Source organism: Photobacterium arenosum (genome assembly GCF_014841115.1).
Classification (GTDB): Bacteria; Pseudomonadota; Gammaproteobacteria; order Enterobacterales; family Vibrionaceae; genus Photobacterium; species Photobacterium arenosum.
Genome location: NZ_JACYTP010000002.1, coordinates 349868 through 373455, shown reverse-complemented (window position 1 = coordinate 373455; position 23588 = coordinate 349868). Strand labels below are relative to the sequence as shown.

22 protein-coding genes are annotated in these 23588 nt (G+C 48.5%); 8 read left to right on the top strand and 14 right to left on the bottom strand.

All coding sequences use genetic code 11. From position 1 onward, the window contains the following. Positions 1-2 precede the first annotated feature (2 nt). The 7 genes from sucC to sdhC all read right to left on the bottom strand — a co-directional run bounded on the left by sucC (position 3) and on the right by sdhC (position 8675). Complete coding sequence (gene sucC / locus IFO68_RS04955; protein ID WP_192014851.1) at positions 3-1169, bottom strand: ADP-forming succinate--CoA ligase subunit beta; 1167 nt, start codon at positions 1167-1169, stop codon at positions 3-5. A 131-nt stretch (positions 1170-1300) separates the two neighbouring features. Then, positions 1301-2512, bottom strand: coding sequence for a 2-oxoglutarate dehydrogenase complex dihydrolipoyllysine-residue succinyltransferase (odhB, locus tag IFO68_RS04950; protein WP_192014850.1), 1212 nt, complete (start codon positions 2510-2512; stop codon positions 1301-1303). Positions 2513-2544: 32 nt separating this feature from the next. Beyond that, positions 2545-5358, bottom strand: a complete 2814-nt coding sequence (gene sucA, locus IFO68_RS04945; RefSeq protein WP_192014849.1) for a 2-oxoglutarate dehydrogenase E1 component — start codon at positions 5356-5358, stop codon at positions 2545-2547. A 101-nt stretch (positions 5359-5459) separates the two neighbouring features. After that, entirely contained in the window at positions 5460-6173 is a 714-nt protein-coding gene (locus tag IFO68_RS04940) for a succinate dehydrogenase iron-sulfur subunit (RefSeq protein ID WP_027252631.1), read from the bottom strand. Between the two features lie 13 nt (positions 6174-6186). Beyond that, positions 6187-7953 carry a succinate dehydrogenase flavoprotein subunit gene (sdhA, locus tag IFO68_RS04935; protein ID WP_192014848.1) on the bottom strand — a complete coding sequence of 589 codons (1767 nt, stop codon included), beginning with the start codon at positions 7951-7953 and terminating at the stop codon, positions 6187-6189. Continuing rightward, positions 7954-8301: a succinate dehydrogenase, hydrophobic membrane anchor protein gene (gene sdhD, locus IFO68_RS04930; protein ID WP_046219395.1), complete on the bottom strand. Its 348-nt coding sequence runs from the start codon at positions 8299-8301 to the stop codon at positions 7954-7956. Continuing rightward, positions 8295-8675, bottom strand: coding sequence for a succinate dehydrogenase cytochrome b556 subunit (sdhC, locus tag IFO68_RS04925; RefSeq protein WP_027252634.1), 381 nt, complete (start codon positions 8673-8675; stop codon positions 8295-8297). Before sdhC ends, sdhD begins: the two co-directional genes overlap by 7 nt. 417 nt (positions 8676-9092) lie before the next feature. On the opposite strand from sdhC, the gene IFO68_RS04920 reads away from it, so the two are divergent. Next, a complete protein-coding gene (locus IFO68_RS04920; RefSeq protein WP_192014846.1) occupies positions 9093-10382 on the top strand; it encodes a citrate synthase in 1290 nt (429 codons plus the stop codon). Positions 10383-10463: 81 nt separating this feature from the next. On the opposite strand, the gene IFO68_RS04915 is transcribed toward IFO68_RS04920, so the two are convergent. Together IFO68_RS04915 and IFO68_RS04910 are read right to left on the bottom strand one after the other, a co-directional pair. Beyond that, a complete protein-coding gene (locus IFO68_RS04915; RefSeq protein ID WP_192014845.1) occupies positions 10464-11222 on the bottom strand; it encodes a Nif3-like dinuclear metal center hexameric protein in 759 nt (252 codons plus the stop codon). Positions 11223-11387: 165 nt separating this feature from the next. Beyond that, positions 11388-11594, bottom strand: a complete 207-nt coding sequence (locus tag IFO68_RS04910) for a DUF2517 family protein (RefSeq protein ID WP_192014844.1) — start codon at positions 11592-11594, stop codon at positions 11388-11390. A 124-nt stretch (positions 11595-11718) separates the two neighbouring features. Between IFO68_RS04910 and IFO68_RS04905 the strand changes: the two genes are divergently transcribed. Beyond that, positions 11719-12552: a DUF1853 family protein gene (locus IFO68_RS04905; RefSeq protein WP_192014843.1), complete on the top strand. Its 834-nt coding sequence runs from the start codon at positions 11719-11721 to the stop codon at positions 12550-12552. Positions 12553-12623: 71 nt separating this feature from the next. On the opposite strand, the gene pgm is transcribed toward IFO68_RS04905, so the two are convergent. Together pgm and seqA are read right to left on the bottom strand one after the other, a co-directional pair. Then, complete coding sequence (gene pgm / locus IFO68_RS04900) at positions 12624-14270, bottom strand: phosphoglucomutase (alpha-D-glucose-1,6-bisphosphate-dependent) (protein ID WP_192014842.1); 1647 nt, start codon at positions 14268-14270, stop codon at positions 12624-12626. A gap of 41 nt (positions 14271-14311) precedes the next feature. Continuing rightward, the gene (gene seqA / locus IFO68_RS04895; protein ID WP_192014841.1) at positions 14312-14854 is read right to left on the bottom strand and encodes a replication initiation negative regulator SeqA; all 543 of its coding nucleotides are present in this window, start codon (positions 14852-14854) and stop codon (positions 14312-14314) included. 101 nt (positions 14855-14955) lie between these two features. On the opposite strand from seqA, the gene IFO68_RS04890 reads away from it, so the two are divergent. The 3 genes from IFO68_RS04890 (at position 14956) to fldA (ending at position 16760) form a co-directional block, all read left to right on the top strand. Next, positions 14956-15735, top strand: coding sequence for an alpha/beta fold hydrolase (locus IFO68_RS04890; RefSeq protein ID WP_192014840.1), 780 nt, complete (start codon positions 14956-14958; stop codon positions 15733-15735). A 65-nt stretch (positions 15736-15800) separates the two neighbouring features. Continuing rightward, entirely contained in the window at positions 15801-16022 is a 222-nt protein-coding gene (locus tag IFO68_RS04885; protein ID WP_027252641.1) for a DUF2788 domain-containing protein, read from the top strand. A 210-nt stretch (positions 16023-16232) separates the two neighbouring features. Continuing rightward, the gene (gene fldA, locus IFO68_RS04880) at positions 16233-16760 is read left to right on the top strand and encodes a flavodoxin FldA (protein ID WP_192014839.1); all 528 of its coding nucleotides are present in this window, start codon (positions 16233-16235) and stop codon (positions 16758-16760) included. Positions 16761-16806: 46 nt separating this feature from the next. Here the strand turns inward: fldA and IFO68_RS04875 are convergent, their stop codons facing one another. Further along, positions 16807-17325 carry a DUF4442 domain-containing protein gene (locus IFO68_RS04875; RefSeq protein ID WP_192014838.1) on the bottom strand — a complete coding sequence of 173 codons (519 nt, stop codon included), beginning with the start codon at positions 17323-17325 and terminating at the stop codon, positions 16807-16809. Positions 17326-17527: 202 nt separating this feature from the next. Here IFO68_RS04875 and fur point away from each other — a divergent pair, with 202 nt between their 5' ends. After that, on the top strand, positions 17528-17977 hold the full coding sequence (gene fur / locus IFO68_RS04870; RefSeq protein ID WP_192014837.1) for a ferric iron uptake transcriptional regulator: 450 nt from the start codon (positions 17528-17530) through the stop codon (positions 17975-17977). A gap of 80 nt (positions 17978-18057) precedes the next feature. On the opposite strand, the gene glnS is transcribed toward fur, so the two are convergent. Beyond that, complete coding sequence (glnS, locus tag IFO68_RS04865; protein ID WP_192014836.1) at positions 18058-19719, bottom strand: glutamine--tRNA ligase; 1662 nt, start codon at positions 19717-19719, stop codon at positions 18058-18060. Between the two features lie 168 nt (positions 19720-19887). After that, positions 19888-21378 (bottom strand): N-acetylglucosamine-specific PTS transporter subunit IIBC, encoded by a 1491-nt coding sequence (nagE, locus tag IFO68_RS04860; RefSeq protein ID WP_192014835.1) that lies wholly within the window; start codon positions 21376-21378, stop codon positions 19888-19890. Between the two features lie 255 nt (positions 21379-21633). Between nagE and nagB the strand changes: the two genes are divergently transcribed. Together nagB and nagA are read left to right on the top strand one after the other, a co-directional pair. Further along, on the top strand, positions 21634-22434 hold the full coding sequence (gene nagB / locus IFO68_RS04855) for a glucosamine-6-phosphate deaminase (protein ID WP_192014834.1): 801 nt from the start codon (positions 21634-21636) through the stop codon (positions 22432-22434). Positions 22435-22450: 16 nt separating this feature from the next. After that, positions 22451-23587 (top strand): N-acetylglucosamine-6-phosphate deacetylase, encoded by a 1137-nt coding sequence (nagA, locus tag IFO68_RS04850; RefSeq protein WP_192014833.1) that lies wholly within the window; start codon positions 22451-22453, stop codon positions 23585-23587. The last annotated feature ends 1 nt before the right edge of the window (position 23588 follow it).

Sequence of the window (23588 nt, the reverse complement as noted above, 5' to 3'; positions counted from 1 at the left end):
TCTTATTTGCCCTCCGCAGCAGCAACAACTTTCTGAGCTGCGTCGGTTAGCGACTCAGCTGCAATGATATCCAGACCTGACTTGGCCAGTACTTCGCGACCCAGGTCAGCGTTAGTACCTTCCAGACGAACCACAACCGGTACAGTCACGCCAACTTCTTTAACCGCGCCGATGATACCTTCTGCAATCATGTCGCAACGAACGATACCACCGAAGATGTTAACCAGTACGGCTTTAACATTATCGTCAGACAGGATGATCTTGAATGCTTCTGCAACGCGCTCTTTGGTCGCACCGCCACCAACATCCAGGAAGTTTGCCGGCTTGCCGCCGTGCAGGTTTACAATGTCCATGGTACCCATGGCCAGACCCGCACCGTTCACCATACAGCCAACGTTACCGTCCAGAGCAACATAGTTCAGCTCCCATTGTGCTGCGTGTGCTTCACGTGCATCTTCCTGAGAAGCATCGTGCATATCACGCAGTTTGGGCTGGCGGTACATGGCGTTTGAATCGATGTTGATTTTACCGTCCAGGCACAGCAGGTTACCTTCACCGGTAATCACAAGCGGGTTAATCTCCAGCAGAGCCAGGTCATACTGAGCAAACATCTGGCCCAGACCCATGAAGATTTTCACAAACTGCTTGATCTGATCGCCTTTCAGGCCCAGTTTAAATGCCAGTTCACGACCCTGATAGGCCTGTGGGCCAACCAGTGGATCGATAGCCGCTTTGTGGATCAGCTCAGGGGTTTCTTCGGCAACTTTCTCAATTTCCACACCACCTTCAGTTGATGCCATGAAAACGATACGGCGAGTACCACGGTCTACAACAGCACCCAGATACAGTTCGTTTGCAATGTTAGAGGCTTCTTCAACCAGGATTTTGGTTACTGGCTGACCGTTTGCATCAGTCTGATAAGTCACCAGGTTTTTACCCAGCCACTTTTGTGCAAATTCTTTAAGGTCTTCTTTGGTGTCATGCAGTTCTACGCCGCCCGCTTTACCGCGGCCACCAGCGTGAACCTGACATTTGATGACCCACTTATCACCGCCGATTTTACCTGCTGCTTCAGCAGCCTCTTGTGGGGTATCACAAGCATAGCCTTCAGGAACTGGCAGGCCATACTCAGCAAAAAGTTGTTTTGCCTGATATTCGTGCAGATTCATTATGTTCTATCCGTTCTCTAATCCCTGTGGGACGTGTTATATCCATTGAAATACTCTTGGGTATTCCTTCGTCAATCAATCTGGCTCAACAACCGCCACCTCAGAACAGTGGCGGATCGTTATGCGCAGTGTTACACGTCCAGAAGCAGACGTGTTGGGTCTTCAAGTAATTCTTTAACGGTTACCAGGTAGCCTACCGACTCTTTACCATCAATCAGACGGTGGTCATAAGACAGCGCCAGGTACATCATAGGCAGGATTTCAACCTTACCATCAACGGCCATTGGACGGTCCTGGATCTTATGCATACCCAGAATAGCGCCCTGAGGTGGGTTGATAATTGGCGTAGACATCAGCGAGCCGAATACACCACCGTTGGTGATAGTGAAGTTACCGCCAGTCAGTTCATCAACTGTCAGCTTGCCGTCACGGCCCTTGATTGCCAGTTCACGGATACCTTTTTCGATCTCAGCCAGGCTCAGTTTGTCACAATCACGCAGTACCGGGGTAACCAGACCACGAGGGGTTGATACGGCAATGCTGACATCGAAGAAGTTGTGGTAAACAACATCATCACCGTCAATAGACGCATTCACTTCCGGGAAACGCTTCAGCGCTTCAACAACCGCTTTGACATAGAAAGACATAAAGCCCAGACGAATACCATGACGCTCTTCAAAGATGCCTTGGTACTGCTTACGCAAGTCCATGATTGGCTTCATGTTCACTTCATTGAAGGTCGTCAGCATCGCTGTGCTGTTCTTCGCTTCCAGCAGACGCTCCGCAATACGCTTACGCAGACGGGTCATAGGGACACGCTTTTCACTGCGATGAGCCAGAGGAGCTTCCACTTTCGCTTCAGCAACCGGAGCTGCAGATGCAGACTTGCCATTTTTCACGAAGGCTTCTACGTCTTCACGAGTGATACGGCCACCCACACCACTACCTTTCACAGCCGATGCATCGATACCGTGCTCGCTGATAAGACGGCGTACAGCCGGGCTCAGCGCATCATTGGTCTCTTCAGCCAAAGAAGCAGTAGTACGTTTTGTTGGTGACGCTTCCGCACTGGCAGTCGTATCTTTAGTTGGTTCGCCGGCAACCGCGCCTGCTTTGATTTTACCCAGCAGCTGCTTGGTCAGCACTGTGGTACCTTCTTCCTCGAAAATAGCTTCAAGAATGCCATCTTCAGGTGCAGGTACTTCCAGCACTACTTTATCCGTTTCGATATCTACCAGAACTTCATCACGGCTTACTGCATCACCTGGTTTCTTGTGCCAGGTGGCTACGGTTGCGTCTGCTACTGATTCAGGTAAATCGGGAACCAGAATTTCGATTGTCATCTCAGTTTGTCCTTTTTGTTCCAGCTCTGGGTTTATTGTTCTGTATTCAGTGCGTCATCAATCAACGCTTTCTGTTGTTTCAAGTGTACTGACATATAACCAACGGCAGGTGAAGCTGACGCTGGGCGGCCGGCATAAGCTAGTTGCGAGCCTGCAGGCAGGGCAGCACGGAAATTATGCTGGCTGCTGTACCAGGCACCCTGGTTTTGCGGCTCTTCCTGACACCATGCGAAGTCAGTCACATGCTGATAATCAGCCAGTGCAGCTTCCACATCCTCTTTCGGGAATGGGTACAGCTGTTCAATTCGGATAATGGCGACATCCGTCTGCTCACGCTTGCGACGTTGTTCCAGCAGATCGTAATACACCTTACCTGAACACAGTACAACACGTTTCACTTGTTTCGGATCCAGCGCATCAATCTCACCGATGGCAGGCAGGAAATTACCTTCAGCCAGGTCATCCATAGTTGAAGTACACAGCGGATGACGCAGTAGTGATTTAGGCGACATGACAATCAGAGGACGACGCATCGGGCGCAGCACCTGACGACGAATCATGTGATAAACCTGAGCCGGCGTTGAAGGAATCACAACCTGCATGTTTTGTTCAGCACACAGCTGCAGGTAACGTTCCAGACGCGCAGAGGAGTGCTCCGGGCCCTGGCCTTCATAGCCATGCGGCAGCAACATAGTCAGACCGCACATACGGCCCCACTTCTGCTCACCAGAACTGATGAACTGATCGATGACAACCTGAGCACCGTTCGCAAAATCACCGAACTGAGCTTCCCAGATTGTCAGGCCACCCGGCTCTGCCGTGGCATAGCCATATTCAAAGGCCAATACAGCTTCTTCTGACAGCACAGAGTCGAAAACCTGGAACGGACCTTGTTTGTCATGAAGGTTCGCCAAAGGCATGTATGTGCTGGCATCACCTTGATTATGCAGCACCGCATGACGATGGAAGAAAGTACCACGTCCGGAATCCTGGCCCGTAATACGGATGCGATGACCATCATCAACCAGAGTTGCATAGGCCAGCGTTTCGGCCATACCCCAGTCGACACCTTTCTCACCCGCTACCATAGACTGGCGATCGTTATACAGTTTCTGTACACGGCTTTGCAGTTTGTGGCTTTCAGGATACTGACAAACACGCTGACCCAGTTCATGCAGTCGCTGACGACCAACTTTATGATCCCATTCTTTGGTCCAGTCGTGGCCCAGGTACGGAGCCCAATCCACTGAGTGCAGTTTCATCGGACGCCACTCTTTCACCACGCATTCGCCGCGGTCAAGTGCATCACGGTATTCATTGACAAGTACAGTCGCCGTTTCAGCGTCTATGCTCTTCTCGTCAACCAGAATATCTGCGTAAATCTTGCGTGGAGTTGGGTGTTTTTTGATCTTTTGGTACATCAGTGGCTGAGTCGCGCTCGGCTCATCCGCTTCGTTGTGACCATGGCGGCGGTAACAGACCAGATCAATAACCACATCACGCTTAAATTCATTGCGGTAATCCAGCGCAAGACGAGTCACAAAAGCAACCGCTTCAGGATCATCAGCATTAACGTGGAATATCGGCGACTGCACCATCTTAGCGATATCAGTACAGTACTGCGTTGAACGGGTATCCATCGGATTAGACGTAGTGAAACCAATCTGGTTGTTCACCACAATGCGTACCGTACCACCAACACGGTAACCCCGGGACTGGGACATGTTGAAGGTTTCAGCCACTACACCCTGACCCGCGATTGCTGAGTCACCGTGAATAGTGATTGGCAGTACCATGGAACCGTCTTTGTCACCCAAGCGGTCCTGACGTGCGCGAACAGAGCCGACAACAACCGGGTTAACGATTTCAAGGTGAGAGGGGTTAAAGGCAAGGGCCAGATGCACATCGCCGCCTGGTGTCGCGAAATCAGCAGAGAAGCCCTGGTGGTATTTCACATCACCGGTTCCCCATGATTCGCCATGCTTACCGGCAAATTCATCGAACAAGTCCTGAGGCTTTTTACCCAGAACGTTCACCAGCATGTTCAGTCGACCACGGTGGGCCATTCCCACCACTACTTCCCGAACACCGCTTTTTCCGGCTGCACGAATCAGCTCTTTCATCATAGGGATAAGCGCATCACCGCCTTCCAGTGAGAAACGTTTTGCCCCTGGGAATTTCGCCCCCAGATAACGCTCCAGACCTTCGGCCGCAGTCAGCTCATCCAAAAATGTCTGCTTTTCTTCCTGAGTAAACGCGCCTTTACCGACGACTGATTCCAGACGCTGCTGAATCCAGCGTTTTTCTTCGGTATCAGTAATGTGCATGTACTCAGCACCAATTGAGCCACAATAGGTGTTTTTCAATGCCTCATAGATCTCAGAAAGCTTCATTGTCTCTTTGCCTACGGCAAATGAACCGACATTGAAGCTTTGGTCAAAATCTTCCGCAGTGAGATTATGAAACGCAGGATCCAGGTCCGAAACACGTTCCTGCTGCCATAATCCCAGCGGATCCAGGTTTGCATGCTGATGACCACGGAAACGGTATGCGTTGATAAGCTGCAGTACCTTAACCTGTTTGACATCAACATCAGGATCGCTGACGTTAGCACTTAAAAAGGTCGTCTCTTTCGCTAAACGCCGGAAGTAATCACGAACACGCGAATGCGGCTGCTCAACGACAACACCATTCACAACAGGCAGTTCACTAAAAACGTGACGCCATTCTTCGTCAACTAATTCTGGGTCGCTTAGATACAACTCGTAGAGGTCTTCTACATAAGTTGCGTTGGCGCCAGCCAGATGTGAAGACTCAAGCCAAGCCTTCATAACGCCGTTCTGCATTTTTTTCCCTTAACCACTTGTTATCGCCACTTGCACCGGTTGTTACGCCGGGCTAAAAAGCCAGCAAATTGCTCTGCTGGCATATCGATAATTCTATAGATTTACACCGAACGTTTAAGCAACATAGATCGGATATTGCCGATTGCTTTCGTCGGGTTGAGCCCTTTTGGACACACGCTGACACAGTTCATGATGCTGTGGCAGCGGAACACGCTAAATGCATCATCAAGATCGGATAAGCGCTCTTCAGTTGCCGTGTCACGACTGTCGATTAACCAACGGTACGCCGCCAGCAGGCCTGCAGGACCGATAAACTTGTCCGGGTTCCACCAGAATGACGGACATGAGGTCGAGCAACAGGCACACATAATGCATTCGTACAGGCCATCAAGATGCGCACGCTCTTCCGGAGACTGCAGGTTTTCCCGCGCAGGCGGGTGCTCGCTGTCATTAATCAGGAACGGCTTCACCTTGGCATAGTTGGTGTAGAACTGCTCCATATCAATGATAAGGTCACGAATGACAGGCAAACCCGGCAACGGACGAATCACGATCGTTTTCTGATTCATCAACGCCGACAGCGGGGTAATACAGGCCAGGCCGTTCTTGCCATTCATGTTGATACCATCAGAACCGCAAACACCCTCACGGCATGAACGACGGAAAGACAGCGATGGATCCTGCTCTTTCAACAGAATCAGTGCATCCAGAACCATCATGTCAGAGCCTTCAGGCACTTCCAGCGTATACCCTTTCATGTGCGGCGCGTTATCTACATCAGGGTTATAACGGTAAATCGAAAAATTCAGTTTCATGTTGTTACCTCCCTTAGTAAGTCCGCGCTTTAGGCGGGAATGCGTCACGATGTACTGGTGTCATATTTACATCACGCTTGGACATCTGCTCTGTCTCTGGGTTGTAAATAGAGTGACACAGCCAGTTAGCATCATCACGCTCTGGGAAGTCAAAACGGGCGTGAGCACCACGGCTTTCTGTACGGTAGTTAGCCGCTACTGCCGTCGCATAGGCGGTTTCCATCAGGTTATCCAGTTCCAGACACTCGATACGCTGTGTGTTGAATTCGCTGGATGTGTCATCCAGACGTGCTTCTTTCAAACGCTCGCGGATTTCTTTCAGCTGACTCAGGCCTTCAGCCATGGCTTCGCCTTCACGGAATACTGAGAAGTTGTTTTGCATGCAAGATTGCAGATCTTTACGGATTTGTACCGGATCTTCGCCTTTTTGCGTGCTGTTCCAACGGTTCAGACGAGTCAGAGAGGCTTCAATGTCTGATTCTGTGGCCGGACGTGCTTCTGCCTGAGCCGCTAGGGTCTCACCCAGATGCAAGCCAGTCGCGCGACCAAATACAACAAGGTCAAGCAGGGAGTTACCGCCCAGGCGGTTTGCACCATGTACAGACACAGAGGCAATTTCACCACAGGCAAACAGACCCTGAACTTCTTCGTCCTGACCATTTGCGTTTTGCTTAATGGCTTGTCCGGAAACCTGAGTCGGTACACCACCCATCATATAGTGACAGGTTGGAATCACCGGAATGGGCTCTTTCACTGGATCGACGTGCGCAAAGGTACGCGACAGTTCAAGAATGCCTGGCAAACGAGATTCCAGAACATCTTTACCCAGATGATCCAGTTTCAGTTTGATGTGCGGTCCCCATGGGCCATCGCAACCGCGGCCTTCACGGATTTCCACCATCATTGAACGGGCAACAACGTCGCGGCCCGCCAGATCTTTCGCGTTGGGTGCATAGCGTTCCATGAAACGCTCACCGTCTTTGTTCAGCAGGTAGCCACCTTCACCACGACAACCTTCAGTTACCAGTACACCGGCGCCGGCAATACCGGTTGGGTGGAACTGCCACATTTCGATATCCTGCATGGGTACACCCGCACGCAATGCCATACCGACACCGTCACCGGTATTAATGTGTGCGTTAGTGGTTGACTGATAGATACGGCCTGCACCACCTGTTGCCAGGATTGTGGCCTTGGATTTGAAGTAACAGACTTCACCGGTTTCCATACACAGCGCGGTACAGCCCAAAATGGCACCGTCCTGGTTTTTCACCAGATCCAGCGCATACCACTCAGAGAAAATCGTGGTCTTATGCTTAACATTTTGCTGATACAGCGTGTGCAGTAAAGCGTGACCGGTACGGTCTGCTGCTGCGGCTGTACGCGCGGCCTGCTCGCCACCGAACTCTTTTGACTGGCCACCAAACGGGCGCTGATAAATACGACCATTATCAAAACGGGAGAAAGGCAGACCCATTTTTTCTAGTTCAATGACTGACTGCGGGCCATTTTTACACATGTATTCGATGGCATTCTGATCGCCAATATAGTCCGACCCTTTTACCGTGTCGTACATGTGCCATTCCCAGTTATCCGGATGCGAGTTACCTAACGCAACTGTGATACCGCCCTGCGCAGATACGGTGTGAGAACGGGTAGGAAACACTTTAGACAGCAAGGCACATTTCAGGCCCTGCTCAGAAATTTGTAGTGCAGCACGCATACCTGCACCACCAGCGCCGATTACTACGGCATCAAACTCTCGAACTGCAATGCTCACTTACGCACCCCACACAATAAAGAAACCAGATAACAGATAAACAAAAAGCACAGCGACAATTGCAAACATCAGACCAGCGCGTAAAAAGGCAGGTTTAATGTAGTCAGTCAGTACTTGCCACATTCCAATCCAACCGTGAATCAGAACGGAGGCCAACGCCAGCATAGTAAAGACTTTTGTGCTTAGTTTTGAAAAGAACGCTGTCCAGGTTTCAAAATTCAGCTCAGGGCCAAAAGCGAAAAAGCACACCATATAAATGGTATAAAGAGTGAGGATAATTGCGGTTGCACGAATCAGAATAAAGTCGTGAACACCATTACGTCCAATAGTTGAAACGTTGCTTACCATACCAGGCCTCCTGCAAACACAGACAGAACCGCCACAATTGCAAAACTGATTTTCGCACTTGTGGTGCCAGATTCCAGCTCTTCAAAATATCCCATATCCATGATCAGGTGACGGATACCCAAAACAATGTGATAGAAGAGTGCTGTCAGCACACCCCAGAGGATAAATTTGACAAAGAAGCTGTCAACGATGTCAGCGGCTTCAGCAAATCCTTGGGGAGAGGAAAGAGACAGGTTCAGTAGCCACAGCAGGATGGCAAGGGAAACAAATGTGATCACGCCCGATACACGGTGCAGGATTGACGAAATCGCAGTCAGCGGAAAGCGTATCGTCTGTAGGTCGAGGTTGACAGGTCTTGGCTTGTTAACTTTCACGGTCTTTGCCCACTCAGCTCCATAGAAGCGTTTTATTTTTATAAAACCTCCGGTATGCGTACGCCAAAACAAGCGCAACAAAGGCACAACAACTGTGCTACATTTACTTAGCACAAGCATATGTACAGCAAAGCAAAAGTCGTTTCAGCTAAGTAGCTAATATTACTAATAACTTTATCATTGTTTCTGGCGATGGCAGAACCAGAGACCTGCGGCCGAGTATACGCCTCGCAACAATCAATTACAAACCCCGTTACATGACCTCTAACACGGTTTGAGATATTGACCCGCTTTTACTTAAAGTTATTAACAAGCGCACACTCCCGAGAAGAGGAATTGACAACAACATGACCGAGCTGTACAAAGACGGCACATCCGATTTCGGATTAGGATTATAAAATAACAAAGGAGATTGTTATGGCAGACAAGAAAGCTACTCTTCATATTGAAGGGAAAGCACCGGTCGAACTGCCGATTCTCGGGGGCTCACTAGGTCCAGAAGTACTGGATGTTCGTAAACTCGGCGCATCTGGCTATTTCACTTTCGACCCAGGTTTCTTAGCTACTGCATCATGTGAATCTCAAATTACTTTCATTGATGGTGCGAAAGGTGTGCTGCTTCACCGTGGCTATCCAATCGACCAATTAGCTAATAACGCTGATTATTTAGAAGTCTGTTACATTCTGCTATACGGCGAAGTTCCTACCCGCGCCCAGTATGAGCAATTCCGCAAAACTGTAACCCGCCATACTATGGTGCATGAGCAAATCGCAAGCTTTTTCCACGGTTTCCGTCGCGATGCTCACCCAATGGCAGTAATGTGTGGTGTTGTCGGTGCTCTGGCAGCCTTCTACCATGATTCACTGGACATCAATAACGACGAGCACCGCGAAATCACTGCATTCCGCCTGCTGTCAAAAATGCCGACTCTGGCTTCAATGTGCTACAAGTACTCTATTGGTCAGCCGTTTATCTACCCTCGTAACGATCTGGATTACGCTGAAAACTTCCTGCACATGATGTTTGCAACACCATGTGAAGAATATGAAGTCAGCCCGGTAGTTGCTCGCGCTATGGATAAAATCTTTACCCTGCACGCCGATCATGAGCAGAATGCGTCTACCTCTACCGTACGTCTGGCAGGTTCTTCAGGTGCTAACCCGTTTGCGTGTATTGCAGCTGGTATCGCTTCGCTTTGGGGCCCAGCTCACGGTGGTGCCAATGAAGCCTGTCTGCGCATGCTTGAAGAGATTGGCAGCGTGGAGAATATCCCAGAGTTCATCGAACGCGCCAAAGACAAAGATGATCCGTTCCGTCTGATGGGCTTCGGTCACCGTGTGTATAAGAACTATGACCCACGTGCAACCGTAATGCGTGAAGCTTGTCACGAAGTGCTGCAAGAGCTGAAAATCCAGGATCCACTGCTGGATGTCGCGATGGAGCTGGAACGTATTGCCCTGTCTGATGAGTACTTTGTTGAGAAGAAACTGTACCCGAACGTGGACTTCTACTCAGGTATCATTCTGAAAGCTATCGGTATCCCAATTTCTATGTTTACCGTTATCTTTGCAATGTCTCGTACTATCGGCTGGATCGCACACTGGAATGAAATGCACAGTGATCCAAACAACCGTATCGGTCGTCCGCGTCAGCTGTATACCGGTCATCAGCAACGCGATTTCCAACCGCTTCACGAGCGTGAGTGATTGATTAATAGCTTGCTAACATAAAACAAAAAGGTTGAGCTGATGCTCAACCTTTTTTAATTGTTTCATCCGTTTGTTAGGTCACACCGGATTATCAATATCCACAAAGGAGACATCAAAATGATGCTCATCAGCCAGCCATTCACCCAAAGCTTCAACACCGTACCTCTCGGTCGCATGATGTCCCGCACTGAAGAAATGAATTCCCTGCTCCCGCGCCGTATGTACCGTCCGCTCTGACACCTCACCCGTAATATAGGCATCCAGACCCTGTGCAACAGCGAGATCGATAAAATCCTGACCACCGCCGGTACACCAACCCACAGTTTTGATCAGATCAGGACCACTTTCGCCAATATGTAAGGGTTTGCGATTAAGCACCTTCTCAATACGCGCAGCGAGTTGTTCACCAGTAAGCACCGTTGAAAATTCTCCGTAAACTGCAACAGGATGCGGATTGCCAGACTCCAGGCCCCCCAGATGCTTTATGCCTAGTTGATCGGCGAGCTGAGCATTATTTCCCAGTTCCGGATGGACATCCAAAGGCAGATGATAAGCATAAAGATTAATGCCATTCTCGATCAATGCTTTAATTCGTCGGTATTTCATCCCGCGAATTTCCGAAGGTTCATTTTTCCAAAAGTAACCATGATGAACCAGCAAAGCATCGGCTTTCATTTCAATGGCTTGATCGATTAATGCCTGACAAGCAGTCACACCGGTTACAATTTTTTGTACCTCGCAGCGGCCTTCGACTTGCAGTCCATTCGGACAGTAATCTCTGATTAAGTGCGGACTCAGTAATGTATTTAACAATGATTCGAGTTTGAGGTTGTTCATGCTTGCTTCCTTTTGAGCTGTTACTGGTATTTTAACCAACTCGGGAGCAACAGAACCAGCAGGAACGAAAAAGCGGGGGCATAAAGCGAGTAAATAGCGACAAAAAATGCTGCCAAAGGCAGCATTTCATCTGTGATACCAGTAAGCTAGTCATTGACGACAGATTCAATATAGCTCTTGTGCACCTTGTTCAGCGTGCTGCAGCCAAACCGGCTTGGTACTGGTTTTCAACCAGACTTTATGCAGATAACTATAAGCACGTGATTTTACAGACGCAGGCATAAATACCATAACCGGAAAACTCAGCACGCCTGCCATCACAACGCAGGTACGGCGCACAATGATTTGTTGAGTAGATAAAGGGGTGAACATGATAGCCTCCTGAGCAACCAACTGGTCATACCTCTACACTTTAGCGTATTTTTGAAATTTTACTACTTTTTATTTTGTATTTTGTTGTTAAAAGCAAGTTAAATCCAGATTAAGACTTAATTTAATGAATAATATCAACGAAAATGTAACAAAAGAACACAGAGATAACATCAGGCATTTTCGCAATGTGCTGAACATGCCGGTGTTGACACAAGGCGTAGACTACCAGGTCAATGATGCGTGGCTGGGCAGGTTCAGAGACAGAGCAATCATCCCGGCGAAAGCGCAGTACGAAGGTAACCAAAGACTCGGTTTTTATTACCAATGGCTGTGGCAGCAACTCATCAGTCACCACCCCGATTTTGACCTTGTAGGAGAAGAGATACAGCTGCACGAAGCAAAGCGCACGCTGGGGGCCATTGATTTTCTGGTGTTTAATAAACAATCTAAGCAATTAGAACACTGGGAAGTGGCCATTAAGTTTTATCTGGCTTATCAACAGCAATGGCTGGGGCCAAACTCAGCGGATAACCTGGATAATAAAATCAATAAAATGGTTCAGCACCAATTAGCAATGACTCAGCATCAGGCTTACAAAGATCAGTATGCCAGATCGCTGGGTCAGCCTTCCTGTCAGCGACTGATTGTACAGGGGAGACTTTTCGATCACTTCCGGAATGAAGAGTCAGGTTCCGCCTTGCCCATCAATCCTGATGTTAATAAAGGGCTTTGGTGTTTCCAGAGTCAGGCAGAAGAATTATCGTTAAAAATCCTCACCAAGAGAGACTGGCTAACCCCCCCCTGCTATTCATCAATGTCAGCTCTGATGGCATCTTCGGCTATCACGGTTCCGACTCAGGGTATTGCTGATGACAATCAGGTCTGGTTCATTGTTCCTGACCACTGGCCACTACACAACCGAGACAAGCACAAGCATTATCGGCAGCCGGTTTCGTGACCGTTCAGAAGCCAATCAATGGGCAATAAAAAACCCGCAGCAAAGGCTACGGGTTGTCAAACGGAGATGGCTTACAGACCCGCGTTCGAAAAGACGTTACTGACAATCTTCTGCGCTTCATCTTCTATCTGGCGAAGATGCGCTTCGCCTTTGAAGCTTTCACAGTAGATCTTGTAAATCTCTTCAGTACCTGAAGGTCGCGCCGTGAACCAGCCATTCTCAGTGGTAATTTTCAACCCACCGATTGCAGCACCATTACCTGGCGCATGGGTCAGACGGGCTGTAATGGTATCACCAGCCAAGGTGTCAGCCTTCACCATTTCAGGAGACAGTTTGGTCAACACGGCTTTTTGCGCGCTGTTTGCTACGGCCTGCAATCGGCTGTAACAGCACTCACCATGCTTTTCGGTTAAGGTCTGATAATACTGTTGCGGGTTCATACCTGTCACCGCAGTGATTTCTGCCGCTAACAGGCAGAGTAAAATACCGTCTTTATCGGTTGACCAGGGTGTACCATCCTTGCGCAAAAAGGATGCACCCGCACTTTCTTCACCGCCAAAGCCAAGCTCACCACTGTACAGGCCATCAACAAACCATTTGAAACCCACTGGTACTTCACACAGTTCACGTCCCAGATCAGCCACAACGCGGTCAATGATCGCACTGGAAACCAGTGTTTTGCCCACGGCCACCTTGTCATTCCAGTCAGGTCGATGACGGTACAAATAGTCGATGCAGACCGCAAGGAAATGGTTAGGATTCATCAGACCGTCCGGCGTCACAATCCCGTGACGGTCAAAATCAGGGTCATTACCAAAGGCCAGAGCATAACTGTCTTTATGCGCCAGCAAGCCAGCCATCGCATAAGGTGACGAGCAATCCATCCGCACCACGCCATCTTTATCCAGGCTCATAAAGCGGAACGTCGGATCCACAGACTCATCAACCAGTGTTAGATCCAGGTTATAGTGACGCCCTATCTCGCGCCAGTATTCGATCCCGGATCCACCCAGAGGATCGACCGCCAGCTTCAGCTTAGCTTTTTGAATCGCGGCTATGTCGATGACATTAACAAGATCAGCCACATATGGCTTAACTAAATCCTGCTCCGTCACACATTGGCTGGACAAAGCCTCAGAAACGCTCACCCGCTTCACTGACGCTAAGCCTTCGGCAATCAACTGGTTAGCCCGGTTTTCAATAGCTGTAGTAATTGCCCCTTCAGCCGGCCCACCATGAGGCGGGTTATATTTAATGCCGCCATCCTGCGGAGGATTATGTGAAGGCGTGATCACTATGCCGTCGGCCTTCTCAGCATGACAGAGGTTAAATGTCAGAATGGCATGAGAAATACCCGGCGTGGGTGTGTAACCCTGCTCCGCCTGCAGTACCACATTTACGCCATTGGCCACCAACACTTGCAGGGCAGAAAGCAGCGCCGGTTCAGATAAGGCGTGTGTATCCTTCCCTAAAAACAGCGGTCCGGTAACACCTTGCTCACGGCGAACATCGGCAACAGCCTGAGCGATTGCCCAGATATGATGTTGATTGAAGGTTCCCTTATCGGCACAGCCACGATGGCCTGAGGTACCGAACGCTACACGCTGGGCAACATTGGAATGATCGGGTTCAATCAAAAAATAATTGGCCACAAGAGCCGGAATGTTATGCATGTCTTCTTGCCGGGCTTGCAGCCCGGCACGAGGATGGATCGCCATCAACATATCCTTGTACGTCAATAAAGCCGCATCAGCGACAATTAAATTTCACCGCAAACTTTTTCTACAATATCTTGTGTGAACTGCATTTTTTGCATCAGCTGTTCAATCATCTGACGTTTACGGTCGGTATTTGTATTGGTGATCACCCAAAAAGGCGTTTCAGGAATGGCTTTCGGTTTAGTCGTCTTGCCGCTGTTCAACAGTTTTTCTTCACTGTCAGCGAAATAAATGCGGGTTCGACCTTTAATCGCCGTCGCATCGGTGAAAGCCTGAGGATCGATACGATAGAGCGTAGACAGCACCAGCATAAAACGGCCAATGGCCCTTTCCTGACCAGCAAACTCATCAGAAATCAGCAGCGAGCGCATGGCTTTGACCCTGTCTTCCGACTGTGGCAAGTTGCCTGCATCTTTGCTAACCACAATGCCTTGCGCAGCTTTAGGGCGTGCTGGCATGACAGGTTGACTATTGGAGTCCTCCAGCAATAAACGACGCAGAATATCTGACGCGCTTTCACCAATGTGCCGGGTCTGGCTGGCAATATAACGATATAGCTCTTCGTCTACCTCAATAGTTTTCATCGTAGTGTTCATTATCGTTCCGTTAAAAAATCACCGTGAGATTATAACGTGAAGCGAAGGTATACTCTACGGCAAAGCGTTAACAACAAGAGAAATAGTCTGTGAATCTTCATTATCAAATTCAGGGTCAAGGCCAGACGGTCGTTCTTATTCATGGCTTATTTGGCAGTGCGGACAACCTCGGCCTGCTCGCCAGAGTGCTCAAAGAACAGTATCAAGTCATTAGTCTTGATCTGCGCAACCATGGCCGTTCTCCGCATAGTGAGCACTTCACTTATTCAGAGATGGCACAAGATGTGGTTGATGTGATCAATCAACTCGAGATCCAAGATTTCAGTGTGATTGGTCATTCCATGGGCGGCAAAGTGGCAATGGCAATGACCGAACTGGCTGGAGAGCGGATCGAAAATCTGATTGTGCTCGACATGGCACCAGTAGCTTATCAGGTCCACCGCCACCAAAATGTGTTCGCCGGTCTTAAAGCTGTCAACCAACAAACAGTCACCAGCCGGAAAGAGGCTGAGCAGCTTTTATCGCAGCATGTTATGGAGCCCGGTGTACGCCAGTTCCTGCTCAAGTCTCTGTATAAAGAGCAAGAATCTTTTCAGTGGCGGTTCAATGTCAATGCTCTCATCAATAACTACAGCACCATCATGGGCTGGTCAGCTGTATCGCCCTTCTCTGGCCGAACATTATTCATTAAAGGTCAGGATTCAGAATACATTCTGGCAGAGCACCGCGAACACATTGCCAGCCAGTTCCCGCACGCCAAGGCCCATATGGTAGCGAATACCGGCCACTGGCTTCATGCCGAGAAACCTGACACGGTAAACCGTATCATTCTCAGTTTTTTAGAGAAGGATACACAGCCTAACAATTAACACGCACTGCTCACTGTGCTATAGTGCGCGCCGGATGCAAGTCTGCTCTTGCGAAGGAGAAACAGATGTTATACGAGCACATGGACCTGCTGGAGTCAGTCGGACTTGATTTATTGTTCGCGGCCATCTTCTTTTTCATTGGTATGGCGATCAAAGATGTCCTCAAGCAAGGCAATGTGCCTCCATTTGGTCGAAAAATCGTCTGGCTGGTCTTGTTTTTAGGGTGCTTTGGATTCATATCGAAAGGTGTGATTCAGATGACAATGGAAGGCGTAGGGATAGGATAATATCCGCTAACGCCTGCTAGCTGGCTCAGAAAGCGTAATGAGAAGACTAATTATAAAGGTTTTTCTCCCTTAACTGACGCCAGAGTCATCGACAAATGTTATTATCAGGCATTCAGTCAGCGCTAGAATTAACTGGCAGCCTGTTCAATTTATGTAAATCGCCAGCCTGTCTGTTGGCGGTCAACAACTAAAACACGGGTAATCTCTACTATGGCGAGTGTAGGACTCTTCTTTGGTAGCGACACTGGTAACACAGAAGCCGTCGCTAAAATGATCCAAAAGCAACTGGGTAAAAATCTGGTTGAAGTCAAAGACATTGCTAAAAGCAGCAAAGAAGACATTGAAAATTTCGACCTGTTACTACTGGGTATCCCGACCTGGTATTACGGCGAAGCACAGTGCGATTGGGACGATTTCTTCCCTGAACTGGAAGGCATTGATTTCGAAAACAAGCTGGTCGCTATTTTCGGCTGTGGTGATCAGGAAGATTACGCCGAGTATTTCTGCGACGCCATGGGCACAGTGCGTGACATCGTTGAAGGCCGCGGCGCCATCATCGTTGGCCACTTCCCAACAGAAAGCTATGAGTTTGAAGCATCAAAAGCATTGGTAGACGATGGACATTTTGTTGGGCTGTGTATCGATGAAGACCGTCAGCCTGAGCTGACTGACGAGCGCGTCGAGAAATGGGTTAAGCAAATTTACGAAGAAATGTGTCTGGCCGAGCTGGCTGACTGACTGATCTAACCGCTAGGTTGTTAAAAACGCGCCGAGGCGCGTTTTTTTATTGCTCACTGACACACTCACTCGAACAGTTTTCACCTTCTTCAAGCTCTGCATTCCGGTACTGTGGTTTCTTACGTACATAAAGCACGCGCTTCACTTGGGCAACTACCTCACCTTTGCTATCAGCAACATTGACGACAAATTCAGGAAAATATTTATCTCCGCTGGCAGTGGAGCGTTTTATATCCTCAATACACTGATCTGAGATAGTGAACACCGCTTTCAAATCTGTCTGGCCAGGCTTAAGAAAGTTCACTTCGGCCTGTTTATCCCAGACAAAATACTCTTTCCCGAGGATACCCATCAGCATCAAGGCATAAACAGGGTCGGTCAGTGAAAAAATACTGCCACCATACTGGGTCCTGTTGGCATTCTTATTCCACCATCTCAACTTCAGGCAAATTTCCACATGCCGGAAATCTTCACTGATGTGCAGGATTCGAATGCCAGCCCCCCAGAAAGGTGGCCAGATATTGAGCGCAAATTTTACGATACCGGGCTTATAGAACTTATTCACACCAACGCGTCCTTATGATCTGGTACGATGAGTATAGTATGCCTTTTTAACATTTATATCAGGCGAATAAAAGTCACAACTTTCCTAGACCCATTAAGCATTAAGGTTTATTGTTGTGCTGTCGTCACTTATAATGAACAGATATGAGAAAGACTACCGTAACCTTCCATTTTCCTGTTACGGCTAGCCAAAGGAAACTCGAATGTCAGATAACAACCAAGCACTTAAACAAGCAGGATTAAAAGTCACACTTCCGCGTCTGAAAATTTTGGAAGTACTTCAGAATCCTGAGTGCCAACATATCAGTGCCGAAGATTTATACAAAAAGTTGATCGATATTGGTGAAGAGATTGGCCTGGCCACTGTTTACCGAGTGCTGAACCAATTTGATGATGCAGGAATTGTCACCCGTCACCATTTTGAAGGTGGCAAGTCGGTATTTGAACTGTCTACCCAGCACCACCACGATCATCTGGTTTGCCTGGACTGTGGTAAAGTCATTGAATTCTCTGACGATATTATTGAAGATCGTCAGAAGCAGGTCGCCGAACGCTATAACATACGTCTGACCAACCACAGCCTTTATCTGTATGGTCACTGCACTGCCGGTGATTGTAATAAAGATGAAAGCCTGCACAACGAAAATAAATAATCACGCTTACATCGATAAAAAACCAGCCATATGGCTGGTTTTTTTAGATCAGGCAACAATCAAATCACAATCTGAGTCCATCAGTCTGCAATTTTTGCCCATGAATCACGCAGACCCACAGTTCGGTTGAACACTAAGTGCTCAGCCGATGAATCTTTGTTATCCGCACAGAAATAGCCCATACGTTCAAACTGGAATGCATGCTCAGGCGCAGCTGCTGCCAGGCTCGGCTCGACAAAACCATTCATCACGATCAGTGAATCCGGGTTAATCGTCGAAGCAAAGTCCTCTGCTGCACCCGGGTTAGGTACAGTGAACAAACGATCATACAGGCGAATTTCAGCAGGCAGTGCCTTTTCTGCTGACACCCAGTGAATCACGCCTTTCACTTTGCGGCCATCTTCAGGATTTTTACCCAGCGTATCAGCATCATAGGTACAGAAAATAGTGGTAATCTTACCGTCGGCATCTTTCTCAACCCGCTCGGCTTTAATGACATACGCACCACGTAAGCGTACTTCTTTACCCAAGACTAAACGCTTGTACTTCTTATTGCCTTCTTCACGGAAATCTTCACGTTCAATGTACAGATCACGGCTAAATGGCACTTCACGCTCACCCATTTCGGGTTTATTAGGATGATTACCCACGGTGAGAATTTCCGTATCACCAAAGTTTTCGATCACTAACTTCACCGGATCCAACACGGCCATGGCCCGAGGTGCGTTCTCGTTCAAATCGTCACGGATACACGATTCAAGAGAGCTCATCTCAATGGTATTGTCCTGCTTGGTGACACCAATACGCTGACAAAACTCACGAATAGAAGCAGCCGTAAAGCCACGTCGACGTAAGCCCGAAATTGTCGGCATGCGAGGATCATCCCAGCCTGAAACCAGCTGTTCAGTCACCAGCTGGTTCAGCTTGCGCTTGGACATGACTGTATATTCCAGGTTCAGGCGGCTGAATTCATACTGACGAGGTTGAGACTCAATAGTAATGTTATCCAGCACCCAATCGTACAGACGACGGTTGTCCTGGAATTCCAGGGTACACAGCGAGTGCGTAATACCTTCCAGCGCATCAGAGATACAGTGGGTGAAATCGTACATCGGATAGATGCACCACTTATCACCTGTCTGATGGTGAGTTGCGAAGCGTACGCGGTACAGCACAGGATCACGCATAACCATAAACGGCGATGCCATATCAATCTTGGCCCGAAGCGACATTTTGCCTTCTTCGACTTCGCCATTTTTCATTTTCTCGAACTGCGCCAGATTCTCGGCCACAGGACGGTCACGATAGGGGCTTGGTTTACCCGGCTCAGTCAACGTGCCGCGATACTCACGCATTTCTTCTGGTGTGAGTTCATCAACATACGCCAGGCCTTTGTTGATCAGTTCCAAAGCGTAGCCATACAGCTGATCGAAGTAGTTAGATGAGTAGCAAATCTCACCGCTCCACTCAAAGCCCAGCCAGTTTACGTCTTTCTTAATCGACTCTACGTATTCGATGTCTTCTTTTTCTGGGTTTGTGTCATCAAAACGCAGATTACATTGTCCCTGGTAATCCTGAGCAATACCAAAGTTCAGGCAGATAGACTTCGCATGGCCGATATGCAGGTAACCATTCGGCTCAGGCGGAAAACGTGTGTGGACGCTGGTGTGCTTACCACTGGCTAAATCCGCATCAATAATCTGGCGGATAAAATTGCTTGGACGAGCTTCAGATTCACTCATCAATTACACCTCGTGCGCTAAAAGGATCTTCGAACCTGTTATGATCCACAAATACAGGTCATGACTCAACAATTAGTGTGCATTGAATCATGATTAGGGCAAAAAAAAGCCGACCCTGACGGGCCGGCCTCACTTTCAGTTATCTTTCGCTATCAGATTAACTGTCTATTATGGCAGTTTAACTGCAGACAGGTCTTCTGACGCCGGGATTTTCTTCATCTCACCGGCAACGATCTCAGCCAGTGGGCCAAGAATAACTTGCAGGTTATTTGAACCTAATTTCACAACACCCATAGCACCCAGTGCTTTCAGTGTTTTCTCGTCAGCCAGACTGCTGTCTTTCAGTGTCAGGCGCAGACGAGTGATACAGGCATCAATATTTTCCAGGTTGCCGTGACCACCCAGGGCTTTCAGATATTGTTTTGCCAGCTCACCAGTTTCCTGAGAACCAGAAGCCAGCACTTCATCTGAATCAGTATCTTCACGACCCGGTGTTTTAAGATTGAACTTCACGATAGCGAAACGGAAGATCGCATAGTAAATCGCAAAGAATACCAGGCCCTGAACAATCAGCATGTACCATTGAGTTGCCAGCGGGTTTTTCGATTGCAGTACCATATCAACCATACCGGCAGAGAAACCGAAGCCGGAAATCCACTGCATGCTGGCTGCGATATATACAGAGATACCGGTCAGAACGGCGTGAACCACATACAGTGCTGGCGCCAGGAACATGAAGGCAAATTCCAGAGGCTCAGTAACACCTGTGAAGAATGAAGCGAAGGCAGCGGCAATCATGATAGACGCGACTTTCTCTTTGTTCTCAGGTTTAGCTGTGTGATACATAGCCAGTGCCGCACCAGGCAGACCGAACATCATAATAGGGAAGAAGCCACCCATGTAGATACCTGTCTGACCAGGTACAGCTACACCGTCAGCAATAGACTTAGCGCCACCAAGGAAGTTCGGCAAGTCATTAATACCCGCAACATCGAACCAGAATACTGAGTTCAGTGCATGGTGCAGACCAACAGGGATCAGCAGGCGGTTGAAGAAGGCGTACAGACCCGCACCTACATCACCCAGGCCCTGGATACCTTCACCGAAGTGAACCAGACCGCCGTAGACGTGAGGCCATACGTACATCAGGACAAATGCCAGGAAGATACCGGCAATGGATGTCAGGATAGGCACCAGACGTTTGCCACTGAAGAAAGCCAGTGCCTTGTGCAGTTCAACCGTTGAGTAACGGTTATACAGCTCAGCCGAGACGATACCTACCAGAATACCGACGAACTGGTTTTCAATTTTACCGAATGCCGCAGGAACAGCACTTGGGTCGATACCCTGAATTTGAGCAACGGCCGCTGGAGAACAAAGAGTGGTGACAACAAGATAGCCAACGAAACCGGAAAGTGCTGCTGCACCATCTTTATCTTTTGACATACCGTATGCGACACCGACAGCAAACAGTACAGACATGTTTTCGATAATCGCGCCACCGGCTTTGATCAGGAAAGCTGCCAGTGCACTGTTGGCACCCCAGCCGTTCGGATCAATCCAGTAACCTATACCCATGAGTATTGCGGCGGCAGGCAACGTGGCGACCGGCACCATCAAAGCCTTACCTACTTTCTGAAAATATCCAAGAATATTCACCCTTAGTTCCCCCTATGGTTTTCTTAGATGCGGTTGAGATAACTTATTTTAGCTACCCGATTAAGTAAGTTGCAGTGTATGCCTTTAATTTCGCCCCGCAAATTAAAACCTTATCATTTGTGATCCTAATCACCAGCATTTGGCGGGTTTGAGCGATTTTGCTAGCCCGGTCATAAAACTTATTTTATTATTCGAAAGAAAGGCGATATACCGCTAAAATTCTCAAGTATTCTTTTCTAGCAACGAGGTGTTACCGTGAGACTTATCCCACTGAACAACGCGAACGAAGTTGGTTTGTGGTCAGCACGCTATATTGTTGATCGTATTAACAAATTTAAACCAACCGCAGACCGTCCATTCGTACTAGGTCTGCCCACCGGCGGTACCCCTCTGACCACCTACAAACGTCTGATTGAGCTTTATAATGCAGGCGAAGTAAGTTTCAGACATGTGGTGACATTCAACATGGATGAGTACGTTGGCCTATCCTCAGACCATCCGGAGTCCTACCGCAGCTTCATGTTTAACAACTTCTTTAACCACATTGATATTCAGGAAGAAAATATCAATCTGCTGAACGGTAACACGGACGATCACCAAGCAGAATGTAAGCGTTATGAAGATAAGATTAAATCATTCGGCAAGATCCATCTATTCATGGGTGGTGTTGGCAACGACGGGCACATTGCGTTTAATGAGCCGGCTTCTTCACTGGCCTCCCGTACACGTATCAAAACCCTGACCGAAGATACCCGCATCGCCAATTCCCGATTCTTTGATGGTGATATAACACAAGTGCCTAAATACGCACTGACTATCGGGGTTGGCACACTGCTGGACGCGGAAGAAGTGATGATACTGGTGACAGGCCATAACAAAGCCCAGGCACTTGAAGCTGCTGTAGAGGGTTGTGTAAACCATTTGTGGACTGTCTCTGCGCTGCAATTGCATCCGAAATCACTGATTGTGTGCGATGCCCCTGCCACACAGGAACTGAAAGTGAAAACCGTTCGCTATTTCCAGGAACTGGAAGCAGAAAACATCAAACACCTTTAACTGATAGGAAGTGTTCATGTACGCGCTGACCAACTGCCGCATTTTTACAGGTAGCGATGTGCTGGATAACCACGCTGTTATTATTGACGGAGTGAACATTCACGCTGTATGTCCTGAGGCAGAGCTACCTGCCGGTATGCCCACTCAGGATCTTGACGGAGCAAACCTGTCTCCAGGCTTCATCGACCTTCAGCTTAATGGCTGTGGTGGAGTGATGTTTAATGACGAAATCACTGCAGACACCATACAGACCATGCATCTGGCAAACCTGAAATCAGGTTGTACGAGTTTTTTGCCCACGCTCATCACCTCTTCTGATGAGGATATGAAAGCTGCGATCGCTGCAGCGCGTGATTACGAAAAGCACTACCAACACCAGTCTCTGGGTTTGCATCTGGAAGGCCCCTATCTCAATGTCATGAAGAAAGGCATCCACAGTGTCGAGCATATCCGGCGCTCAGATGAGGCCATGATCGCTACACTTTGCGAGAACGCTGACATCATCACCAAGGTGACACTGGCACCGGAGCAAACCCCGGCAGAGCACATTGAGCGACTCGCAGAGGCTGGTATTGTCGTGTCCGCAGGACACACCAATGCGACCTATGCAGAGGCACGAAAAGGGTTTGCCGCCGGCGTTACTTTTGCCACCCATCTGTTCAATGCCATGACACCCATTGCTGGCCGCGAGCCTGGTATGGTGGGTGCCATCTATGATACGCCCGAGGTATACACAGGTATCATCGCCGATGGCTTTCATGTCGACTACGCCAATATTCGCATAGCCCACAGAATTAAAAAGGAAAAATTAATTCTGGTTACAGATGCAACAGCACCGGCAGGAGCAGACATAGATCACTTTATTTTTGTCGGTAAGAAAGTATATTACCGCGATGGCAAGTGTGTTGATGAAAATGGCACACTCGGCGGTTCAGCCCTGACAATGATTGAAGCTGTTCAAAACAGTGTTGAACATGTAGGTATTGCCCTGGACGAAGCGATTCGCATGGCCACCCTTTACCCTGCCCGTGCCATAGGTATGGATAAGACACTGGGGGCTATCAAAAAAGGCATGGTGGCTAACCTGGCAGTTTTTGAACGTGATTTCCGTGTCCGGGCGACAGTGGTTAACGGAAAATACGAGCAAACATAAC